This window comes from Microcystis sp. M109S1 (genome assembly GCF_020247025.1).
GTDB lineage: Bacteria > Cyanobacteriota > Cyanobacteriia > Cyanobacteriales > Microcystaceae > Microcystis.
Genome location: NZ_JADBRW010000431.1, coordinates 1 through 9,964, shown reverse-complemented (window position 1 = coordinate 9,964; position 9,964 = coordinate 1). Strand labels below are relative to the sequence as shown.

The window sequence follows — 9,964 nt, the reverse complement described above, 5'->3', positions numbered from 1 at the left end:
TGACTTCGTTTCTCAGGAATTGAGAGCGGCGGAAGACCCGGAATTTGAAACCTTCTACACTAAAAATATTCTGCTTAACGAAGGTCTGAGAGCTTGGATGGCTCCCCAAGACCAACCCCACGAAAACTTTATCTTCCCTGAAGAAGTATTACCTCGCGGTAACGCTCTCTAAAGATGGCAAGAAAATTTACTGATTAGAGGGAAGGGTGAAGTTAAATCACCCTTCTTTTTTGTTGATTAAGGCACTTCAAGCACTACTACTCAATTTCTGGATACCCCTGTAAGATAAACTAGAGAATTTCTTGGAGATAAAGACAATGTTTCGCCAAATTTTATTATCTAGTCTGGGTTTATTGCTAATTTGTCCCCTAGGGAGCGAGCCAGCAGCGGCCAGAACCATGAGAATTAATTGTGAAAGTCAAAGCGGTCGCACTACTCGCTGTCCCGTGAACGCTAGATGGGCCCAAGTAAGATTAACCCGCACTCGCTCCGCTGCTCCCTGTGAGGGTAATTGGGATTTCCAAAACGGCAATATTGTGGTCAGAAATGGTTGTCGGGGCGAGTTTGAGGTACGCATCGACGACCATGACGGTAATGTTGGTGGCGGTTGGGAAGGTAATGTTTACGAAGAATTTCGCCTCCCCAATATCGGTCGTTTTGTCGTTGATCGCCGCAGTTATTATGATAGTGGCAGAATGAGAGAATTTGATGCGATCGTTAATGGCAGTCGCGAGCGTTGGTGGGCCAATTGTCGTGGTGGCGAACTCGGCAGCGGTAGTCGTCGTATCCGCTCATCCCGGGAAATCGATCAAGTAGTGGACTTTGTTTGTGAGGATCGGGGTTAAATAGCTAGATAGCTAAAATGAGTAACTTTTACTGAAGATAGATTTTAGGAACGTTATCAGGTAAGCTAAGATGCACTTTAACCGCCTATCCTTAGATTACCTGAATCTCTCCCCATCTCTTGACTTGCCTCGAACAGTGGCTTGAGAAAACTAAAATCCTTAAGATAACTGCTGTAAGAAACCCGTTTTCTTGATCTGCTGCTAGAATTCAAGTAGATTGGAGGAAAATATATGGAGCCTGCAAACACCTTAGATGCTCTAATGCTCAAAACCATCATCAAGGAAGGCGTTCGCGAAGTTATGCGGGAAGAATGGTTGAAATTCTTCGAGATGCTGATTCCCTATGTTGATGATATAGAACAAGCTGACATAGAAGCAAACTTTAATCCTGTTGATTACAAAGACGACGGCTTCGTTGATATTACAGGCTGGTTTAATCGTGAAGATCAGGATCAGTAGATCAGCCAATAAATTTTTGGAGAAACTAGATGCCAATAGCCGAAAATCTGTTTTGACTAAAATTGGTATTCTCAAAACCTGCCTTGAAACTCAAAACGTTTATCCCCCTGAAGAACTTGATATAAAAAAACTTAAAGGTGAGTTAAAAGGATTCTCCAGAATTCGTGTTGGCAAAATGCGAGTTATTTTTGAAATCGTCAAGGAGACAGACGAAATCTTTATTTATGAGATTAACTTTAGAGGCAATATTTACGATTAATTAAGCGATTAGCAACGTTCGGATTTACCAATTATTTTCGATACTTCTTTCCGCAGCTATCTAACTTTCATGGGTTAATTTAGCCAATACTGCTTCTTCTTCGTCAGCAAAGTCTCCAGCTTCGACTTGGGCAACTGCTTTCTTAATTTTCTCGCCGGCAGCCAGAATAATCACCCGATCTGGACGATTACTAGACTTCTGGCATAATTAACTTTTGAGAGTTCAAAAATGAGAAAAATAGGGATGAAGTTGCCTAAAATCTCTTTATGCTTAGTTCTCCTGACTACTGACTACTGGCTCCTTACTCCTCTCTCTGAGGTTTACTGATTACCGATCACCGATCACTGATTAGAGAATACCCGCGTTAGAAAGACCGAGAACCAGTCCCGCACCGAGAATATGGCCAAAACTCATGGTAGCCAATAATTCCGGCAGACCGAAGCTTTTTTTCGAGGCTAACTGCGGCAAGGGTAAAGCAGGGCCTGCTCCGGTATTTTGGATAGCAAAATAACCGATAACGAACGCTACTAGGTTAGCTAACGTCATGGTAATCCCGACGGATAAATTCCAGGGAATGGTTTGAGCAGTGGCTAAAAGTAAGGCGGAAGAGATCATTTGCGCTCCAGTCTTGATAAGATTTTGTTAATCACAGGGCATTATAAAAAGCTCTTGACCCGAAACTGCTTTTTGTTTGAATACTTAACAGTTTTTGTAACGTTTTGTGAATAAGATTAAATGCGAATTAAAATTTGCGGCATTACCCAACCGGACCAAGGCCGAGCGATCGCTACTTGCGGAGCTACGGCTTTAGGTTTTATCCTCGTACCTAGTTCGCCTCGTTACGTCAAAATCGAGCAAATTAACGCCATTATCGCCGCAATACCCGACAAAATTGATTTTATCGGGGTTTTTGCCGACGAGCAACCCGAAATTATTCAGCAAATAATTATTAAAACACCCTTGACAAGTGTGCAGTTACATGGTATAGAATCTCCCGAATATTGCCAAAGGTTGCGGCAATTATTACCCGACCGGGAAATTATCAAAGCTTTACGGATTAAAGACAGAGAAAGTTGGGAAAAGTCGGCAATTTACTTCAATAGCGTCGATACTTTACTGTTAGATGCCTACCATCCCCAATTGCTCGGCGGTACGGGACATACCTTAGACTGGCAAGCCTTAGCCAGTTTTTCGCCCCCCTTGCCCTGGTTTCTCGCCGGAGGACTCAACCCCGATAATATTGGTGAAGCTTTAACTCGGCTGCACCCCCAGGGTATTGATGTGTCTAGCGGCGTTGAGCGATCGCCTGGTGATAAAGACCTCAAAAAAGTCGCCCTCTTGCTAGAGCGACTGCAAACATTCCGTTATTAGGGGATAGGGGATAGGGGATAGGGGATAGGGGATGGGGGATAGGGAAATTTCAACTAAATTACCCCATTTCCCCATCTCCGGGACTAGAAGAAATTGGGTTTATGACGGATCAGGTTAAGATACTCCTCGCGGGTTTTTTGCTCGTCTTGGAAGACTCCTAACATGGCGCTGGTGACAGTCCAGGATCCCGGTTTCTGCACCCCGCGCATTACCATGCACATATGGGTTGCTTCCATGACGACGGCAACCCCTTGGGGGTCGAGAATTTCTTGAATCGCTTCGGCAATCTGACGGGTGAGGCGCTCTTGGACCTGTAAACGACGGGAATACATTTCCACAATGCGGGCCAATTTACTTAATCCGACCACCTTTTGGTTAGGAATATAGGCAACGTGGGCCCGCCCCATGAAGGGTAACATATGATGTTCACAGAGACTAAAGAAGTCAATATCGCGCACTAATACCATCTCATTATGACCTTCATTGAAGATCGCACCATTAACGAGGGTTTCTAGGGATTGTTGATAGCCTTGGGTGAGAAACTGCATCGCTTCGGCCACCCGTTTGGGGGTTTTTAATAAACCTTCTCTTTCGGGGTCTTCCCCCACCGAGATCAGGATATTTCTGACCGCATCCATCATCTGTTCTTTGTTTTCGTCGGAAGTTGGATGAATTTGAGCGGTTTTGCCATTGTGGGTGTTGCGATCGGGGCGAGTGGTCACGCGTGCTTGAATAGCATCGGTTAAATTACCGTTTAAACCGTTAGAAGAAGCTATGGTCATAATGAAGATGCCTGTAGGCGAATTGATTGATAAATAGAAGTATTTCGGGTTATAATGCCCCCGCACTGGGCATAATGGTCATCGTTTCCACTACGGCCTGTTTGGGCAGTAACACCGCTTGCAGAATGGCCTGAGCGATGATATCCGGGGTTAACATGGCCGAGCGATCGAAATCTGCTTTGACGCTATCGCTGTCCCAGATGGGAGTATTGACAGCCCCGGGGGTGATAATCGTGACGCGAATGGCGTTAGCCCGCTCCTCGAGGGCTAAAATGCGAGAAAATGCCACTAATCCAGCTTTGCTGACACTATAAGCCCCCCAATCAGGAAAAAAATTATCGGCGGCGATCGAGGAAACATTAACGATCGTGCCTCCCCCCTGTTGACGCATGGCTGGTAAAATCCCTTGCACACACTGGTAAACACTGGTTAAATTCAGATCGATCACCCGCTGCCAGTCTGACAAAGGTGTGTCGGCCAAGGAGTTGGTGTAACCCATGCCAGCATTATTGATCAGGATATTGATCGGTCCGGATTCTTGGGCGATTTTAGCGATACTAGGAGCTACTTCCAGGATATCTGCCAAATCTAAGGGGTAAGCTTGGGCTGATACGCCTAAATCTGCCGCCATTCCCGCCACGGTTGCCAATCTTTGCTGATCGCGACCGATTAAAACCAGATTAATTCCCGCCTTGGCGAAAGCGAGGGCGGTTTCTTTGCCGATGCCGCTGCCGGCTCCGGTGATCAGCGCTCGCTGTTGACGAATAACAGAGTTCATGGTATAGTTTGAAGTCTCTTAATTCTTGGTAGTTAGGGCAAAATTTTGGCGGTCGGGGGAACCCTAGAAAAGTTTAAGGGAGTTGGGTTAGATCGGAGCAATTTTTCTCGCACCAAAATTGCTGCAGCCCACCCGGGTGGGCGGAAGCATTGACTATCGGGTAGGTTCAAGATTAAGAATCGTTACAAAATTTTACCTAGCCAATTATAGCACTGTTAAGTCAGGGATCACTAATTTTTGTGTATATTTAGATAGCTAACCAGCGAGGGGAAAAAGCGGACTGGTTGGCGAGAATTCTTGAGGCTGTCTTTGTCTGTAACTCGCTCCCCCCGCGCTCAAAACTACTCACCAGAGGAGATGGCAGCGGTGGGTTGAGTGCGATTGACAATCACCACTCGATCGCCGACAACGGGACTTCTAGCGAGGAGAATTCCCTCGTTATCCCTCATTTCCAAGCGGCGAAAATCGAGACTTTGGCAACGTTGAAAAACCGAATTAGCGAATTTATCCTGTTGTGATGCCTCCAGACTATACCAATTATCGCCCAAAATAACTACTAGACGACTAGCCAAAAAATCCGCTTCTACGGTAGAAATAATACCGGCGGGATAACGAGTAGTTAAATCGGTAATTTCCGCTTGAATGGCTGCGACTAAACTTTGTTCGGGAGTTAATCGCGGTTTTGCTTTGGTAATCGGGACGGGAATCGGTGCCTCTGGTGCGATTAATTCTGGGGGAGTTTCGATAATTTCCCCGGCTGCCGGGGAAGGACTAGAGACAACTTCAGGCATATTTTCGGCAATTTCCGCCGGATTTTTCGGTAAACTGACCACAGCTACTAATAGGATAGTGACTAAACTTCCTGTTAACAAGCCGGTAATTAACCAATCAGGAATTTTTTCGCTAATTCCCCCCGGTAAAAGTCGGCGAATTTTGCTCAAAATCGTCGTCCACCACCCTTCCACCTGCTCGAAATCCGGTAAAATATCGTCGATTCCCTCCGCTGCTTCGATTGGAGAATCTGGGGTTAAACTTTGCTCAACTTCTGCGAATTCGTCTGGTTTTAAAGCAGCGGCTAACTGTTGCGTTGAGTTAAGAAGATTATCAACAGCAACTTTTGGGGGTAACACTGTCCCCGTTCCCGTGTTAAGTTGGGAAACGATCGAATTTAACTGCTCGATCGCCTCTTGTAGTCGGATCACTGTTTCTGCTTGGCTGAAATTCTCTCGCTCATTTGGTTGAGTCATAATCTTTGTTAACCCGCTGCCATTCTTTTTCAAAATATCATTCTATGCGCCGTTTTCTCGGTTTTTTAACCAGTATTTTCCTTGTCTTCCTGACTGCTTGTGGTAGTGTCACTCCCCCGCAAGAATTTGCCCCCGACGGAGAAATCGTCGCCAAAGCCCTTTTATTACAATTTCGTCACACATCCGATCGCCTTAGTCAATCTTTACAGATCGATGATCCGCAGGTAAAAATTGCCAAAATTAATGTCACCAGTCTGGAACCGCTTTATGTGGGCAATTTACCCGCTTATCACTTGCAGGGAGATTATGATCTAACTCTACAATTGCCCCATCAAAAAGATAGCAAACAACACAACAATTTTGATCTTTATTTACAAAGACAGATCGAGGGGAAAACTTGGCGTTTACTCGAAGAAGTTGCCTCACAATGGCGCAGCTATTTAGTGAAATAACCGGAAAAAGCCCGGGGATTTTGCTATAGTCTATGATCATCAGCAATGATAATCCTCAAAGGGAAAATTTAGCGATTATGATTACCTGTCCTCGTTGTCAGCACAAGGTCGATAGTCAAGCCTTGCAATGTCCCTACTGTTTTAATATTTTCAAGGCCTATGGTCATCCCGGCATGACCCTGCATCAAGCTGTCACCGGCGAGTTTTTATGCCAAACTTGTCTTTATCATGGCGATGATAGCTGTAATTTTCCCCAACGTCCCTACGCTACCAGCTGCACTTTATACAAAAATAGTCAAATAATAGCCGAAAAAATTCCTCCTCTCCCTCTCCCTAGAGTTTTTAAAAATTGGTGTCTCAGAAATAAGGGATTATTGCTATTATTAACCCTGATTTTGGGCAGTATTGCCCTAGCTTTTATAAACTCACGTCGTTAATTTTCTTGCTGGCGATCAAGCCTTGATATAGCTCTAGATCGAACCAGAAAGTTGTGCCAATTCCCACTTCACTAATCAAATTAATTTGACTATAGTGCTTTTCAATAATATTTTTGACGATCGATAATCCTAATCCCGTCCCTTCTAGGGTATGAACGCGATTTTCTACCCGATAGAAGCGATCGAATATGGCACTTTGATCCTCGGCATCGATGCCAATACCAGTATCGGATACTTCCACGCGAATTTTGGGAGTTTCTTGGGGATTATCTCTGCTTATTTTATAGGCACGAATCACCACTTTACCGCCAGCAGGAGTAAATTTTAGGGAGTTACCGACTAGATTAGTTAATACCTGTAAAAGTAGATCATAATGACCTAAAATTGGTAGTAAATTGGCTTCAATTTCCGAGCTTAATTCTAGTCCTTTATCCCTAGCATTGAGTTGATAGGTCCTTAGGGTTTGTTCGATTAATTGTCCGATATCGATCGCATCTAAGTTATAGTTACGGGAGGATTCTAACCGAGAAAGATCGAGAACATCATTAACCAAACGAGTTAAGCGATCGGTTTCATGATTAGCGGTTTCTAAAAACTCTCTTTTTTCTGTATCGCTGAGATCCTCACCAAATTCTGTCAGGGTTTCAATAAAAGATTTGATGTTAAATAAAGGGGTTCTTAACTCATGGGAAACATTGCTGATAAATTGACTTTTTGCCTCATTTAATTCTGTTTCTCTAGTGATATCCTGTAGCGTCATGGCAATTCCCCGGACATTCTCCCGATGCTGATCGAATACCTGAGTTAACAAAAGGCGAATTGTCCGGGTTTTCGTGTTAGTTAAAGATAATCTAAATTCTGCTGGGGAATAGTTATTATTTTCCTGATCAATAACAGCATTTGTCTGATTTTGATTAGCCGATTCTTCTGGCTGGGGGGTTTCTCCTGCCGCAATTTGATAGAGAGGTTTAGTTAGTCTAACCGTTAACTCCGAAGGAAAAAGATGTAGAACATTTTTACCGATAATTTCCCGATCTTCCCAGCCAAATATTTCCCGAGCTGCGGGATTAATTAATAATAATTGAAAATTAGTATCTAAGAGAATCGCCCCATCAGCAATAGTGGACATTAACGTATCTAATTTGGCTTTTTCGGCGGTCATTTCTTCGATATTTTGTTCTTCGTATCGTTCTAACTTTTCCGCCATTTCATTAAAACTGAGAATTAATTCCCCTAACTCTCCTCCCAAGGGTAAATCAACGCGCTGCTTAAAATTTCCTGCTGCAATATTTTTGACGCCGACTAATAACTCCTTGATCGGTTTGGTGATAGTTAAAGCATTAAAAACCGCCCCCAGAATCACCATGGCCCAAATCGAGACAAAAACGGCAATAGTCACATCACGGGTTAGATTAGAAGAAGCGACCACAATAGCGTTAGGATTGATCCCGATCGCTAATACTCCCAAATATTTGCCCTCATGATTTAAGGGAACAAAGACATCGGTTACTTCACCGTCGGGGGTTTTATGCTGACGGACAAGGGGAGTTTCCGCATTTTCGCCATAATTTTCCGGTAATTGAATGCGACGCTCAATCGTCAGGGAGTTCTTAACTTCGGCGGTAGAATAGGGAATGCCGAAAAATATCTGACCCTCCTCGTTAGCGTAGATCAAATAACGCACACTGGAGGTACTACTATAAAAACGGGCTGAAAAACGGGCTAAATCGGTTAAATTGTCCTCAGCAATCAGAGGGGAGACATTAGCGGCTAATAACAGCCCTAAATCCCGGCCAAAACGGGTATCATTGAGACGGACATCCTGCTGGATCGTGTTAACCGCCCAAAAGGTTAAACCACTCATCAACAAAGAAACGGCTAAAGTAGCCGCAGCCATTAATTTAGTTTGGAGGGTGAATTCGGACCACCAACGGGCGATCGCTTCTCGGAGAATGGGCAGAAAATTAAACACGGTTAGGCAGGATTAATCGGTGTTCTTGAGGAGTCTATCGCTCAAATCGCGGGTTAACACGATCATCTTAACTCATTATTAAGCTGGTAGCGGTTAAGCTGGCAGTAATCTCACCTAAGTCTCCGAGAAAGTCAAGAAATGCCCAAAAGCGCCAAGAGTTCTAATTTTAGCTACCCCGGGTACCTCTGTGGTGTAAATACTGAACACACCTAAATTTTGCCGTTGACTAGAGGTTTCGATCGCTGGTTTTAAGATTTGATTTTTGATCAGATTTCTGGCTGCCACTGGTAAAGAATCGATCGAGTCACAGAGACTGATTTTCTCGCAAGCGATTTTGTCGGCATGAGCGAGAAGTTTTTCCGAGGCGTATTCGCTGTAAAGTTCTTGGGGTGGATTGGTAAATCCCATAATCCCCGCTACCACCCCCAAGGCGATCGCTCCCTTGAAGAAATTACCCCCCATAGCTACTTAGCTCCTTAATTTTGTCTTCTCCACTCTATTTTGACAAGACATTTTCGATCTGGCTAGGGAGCGGTGTTAATTTCTTAAGCCAATACCTGGTGCGTAGCACTCTAGTACATTTCCCGTGAGACTGCAACTAATTAACAGATAATCACAGTGAGAACAGGCGGTGCTAACGAGATGGTGTTCTAAAATATGCTGTCTTTCGGCAAAATTTCCACAATTAGGACAGCGTACCTGTTGCAGGGTGATCATAGCAAACCTCATTAATTAGTTATCTTCTGTATATAAAGCTAGTTTTTCTTGATCCCAATCGGTTTAAGCCTATTTTTTCCTTGATCCCCATTATGGAGTCGCTCATCTGATCTTGCTAGTAATTTTTACTAAACTTTGCAATTTTTCTTGAAAATTTTAATAATTTCTTTCTGGTGTTTTTTACCGTGATCGGATATGTGTCGGTAATTTTGGGGAAGAGAAAACCAGTAAGTGAACTTTTAAACTGCCGATCCCTTACTGCTATAATTACGGCTGAGATTATTGATTATCCTTTGACATCCTCACCGCCGTAAACGGACGGTGATTCCCAAACCTCACGATTTGGGTTTCTGCTTCTTTCCCTTGCGGGGTTTCGCACCTGCCTTAACAGTTTTACTCTGTTCTGGTCTTATGGTCGCTCTACAGACTGACACCGCAAGTCCTGCGGCCAAAATGTTTTTACTGGCGTTAATATCTCGGTCATGGTGCGTCCCACAGCTTGGACAGTCCCATTCTCGAACATTTAACGGCATTTTCTCAGCAATATACCCACAATTACTACACCGCTTAGAACTGGGAAACCATCTATCTACTTCGATGTAATTTCTCCCATACCAATGGCATTTATAGGCTAATTGTCGGGTA

Annotated in this window: 16 protein-coding genes; 7 read left to right on the top strand and 9 right to left on the bottom strand. The window is 44.0% G+C overall.

What is annotated here, in order from left to right; translation table 11 throughout:
- The 4 genes from IM322_RS21335 to IM322_RS21320 form a co-directional block, all read left to right on the top strand.
- Positions 1 to 172, top strand: a 172-nt coding sequence (locus tag IM322_RS21335) for a photosystem II protein D2 (RefSeq protein WP_271931852.1), incomplete at its 5' end; no start/stop codon positions are given.
- Between the two features lie 145 nt (positions 173 to 317).
- Positions 318 to 845: a DUF3011 domain-containing protein gene (locus tag IM322_RS21330; protein WP_287673467.1), complete on the top strand. Its 528-nt coding sequence runs from the start codon at positions 318 to 320 to the stop codon at positions 843 to 845.
- A 231-nt stretch (positions 846 to 1,076) separates the two neighbouring features.
- Complete coding sequence (locus IM322_RS21325) at positions 1,077 to 1,304, top strand: hypothetical protein (protein ID WP_287673465.1); 228 nt, start codon at positions 1,077 to 1,079, stop codon at positions 1,302 to 1,304.
- Positions 1,261 to 1,563: a type II toxin-antitoxin system RelE family toxin gene (locus IM322_RS21320; protein WP_158201302.1), complete on the top strand. Its 303-nt coding sequence runs from the start codon at positions 1,261 to 1,263 to the stop codon at positions 1,561 to 1,563. Before IM322_RS21325 ends, IM322_RS21320 begins: the two co-directional genes overlap by 44 nt.
- A 60-nt stretch (positions 1,564 to 1,623) precedes the next feature.
- Here the strand turns inward: IM322_RS21320 and IM322_RS21315 are convergent, their stop codons facing one another.
- Positions 1,624 to 1,737, bottom strand: a complete 114-nt coding sequence (locus IM322_RS21315) for a CopG family transcriptional regulator (protein ID WP_287673460.1) — start codon at positions 1,735 to 1,737, stop codon at positions 1,624 to 1,626.
- A 174-nt stretch (positions 1,738 to 1,911) separates the two neighbouring features.
- Positions 1,912 to 2,178 (bottom strand): photosystem I reaction center subunit PsaK, encoded by a 267-nt coding sequence (psaK, locus tag IM322_RS21310; protein WP_002784442.1) that lies wholly within the window; start codon positions 2,176 to 2,178, stop codon positions 1,912 to 1,914.
- Between the two features lie 120 nt (positions 2,179 to 2,298).
- Here psaK and IM322_RS21305 point away from each other — a divergent pair, with 120 nt between their 5' ends.
- The gene (locus IM322_RS21305) at positions 2,299 to 2,934 is read left to right on the top strand and encodes a phosphoribosylanthranilate isomerase (RefSeq protein WP_287673458.1); all 636 of its coding nucleotides are present in this window, start codon (positions 2,299 to 2,301) and stop codon (positions 2,932 to 2,934) included.
- 83 nt (positions 2,935 to 3,017) lie between these two features.
- Here the strand turns inward: IM322_RS21305 and folE are convergent, their stop codons facing one another.
- The 3 genes from folE to IM322_RS21290 form a co-directional block, all read right to left on the bottom strand.
- Positions 3,018 to 3,716, bottom strand: coding sequence for a GTP cyclohydrolase I FolE (gene folE / locus IM322_RS21300; protein ID WP_287673456.1), 699 nt, complete (start codon positions 3,714 to 3,716; stop codon positions 3,018 to 3,020).
- A gap of 49 nt (positions 3,717 to 3,765) precedes the next feature.
- Positions 3,766 to 4,494 (bottom strand): SDR family oxidoreductase, encoded by a 729-nt coding sequence (locus tag IM322_RS21295; protein ID WP_287673454.1) that lies wholly within the window; start codon positions 4,492 to 4,494, stop codon positions 3,766 to 3,768.
- A gap of 341 nt (positions 4,495 to 4,835) precedes the next feature.
- Positions 4,836 to 5,741, bottom strand: coding sequence for a hypothetical protein (locus IM322_RS21290; RefSeq protein WP_287673452.1), 906 nt, complete (start codon positions 5,739 to 5,741; stop codon positions 4,836 to 4,838).
- Between the two features lie 44 nt (positions 5,742 to 5,785).
- Between IM322_RS21290 and IM322_RS21285 the strand changes: the two genes are divergently transcribed.
- On the top strand, positions 5,786 to 6,193 hold the full coding sequence (locus IM322_RS21285; protein WP_286825547.1) for a hypothetical protein: 408 nt from the start codon (positions 5,786 to 5,788) through the stop codon (positions 6,191 to 6,193).
- Positions 6,194 to 6,270: 77 nt separating this feature from the next.
- Positions 6,271 to 6,630 carry a hypothetical protein gene (locus tag IM322_RS21280; RefSeq protein WP_287673468.1) on the top strand — a complete coding sequence of 120 codons (360 nt, stop codon included), beginning with the start codon at positions 6,271 to 6,273 and terminating at the stop codon, positions 6,628 to 6,630.
- Here the strand turns inward: IM322_RS21280 and nblS are convergent.
- The 4 genes from nblS to IM322_RS21260 form a co-directional block, all read right to left on the bottom strand.
- Positions 6,611 to 8,602 carry a two-component system sensor histidine kinase NblS gene (nblS, locus tag IM322_RS21275; RefSeq protein WP_287673451.1) on the bottom strand — a complete coding sequence of 664 codons (1,992 nt, stop codon included), beginning with the start codon at positions 8,600 to 8,602 and terminating at the stop codon, positions 6,611 to 6,613. The genes IM322_RS21280 and nblS overlap by 20 nt on opposite strands.
- A gap of 114 nt (positions 8,603 to 8,716) precedes the next feature.
- A complete protein-coding gene (locus IM322_RS21270; RefSeq protein ID WP_287673449.1) occupies positions 8,717 to 9,064 on the bottom strand; it encodes a DUF4359 domain-containing protein in 348 nt (115 codons plus the stop codon).
- Between the two features lie 75 nt (positions 9,065 to 9,139).
- Entirely contained in the window at positions 9,140 to 9,319 is a 180-nt protein-coding gene (locus tag IM322_RS21265) for a hypothetical protein (protein ID WP_002800600.1), read from the bottom strand.
- A 335-nt stretch (positions 9,320 to 9,654) separates the two neighbouring features.
- Positions 9,655 to 9,964 (bottom strand): zinc ribbon domain-containing protein (locus IM322_RS21260; protein WP_287713325.1); only part of this gene is annotated, 310 nt, incomplete at its 5' end.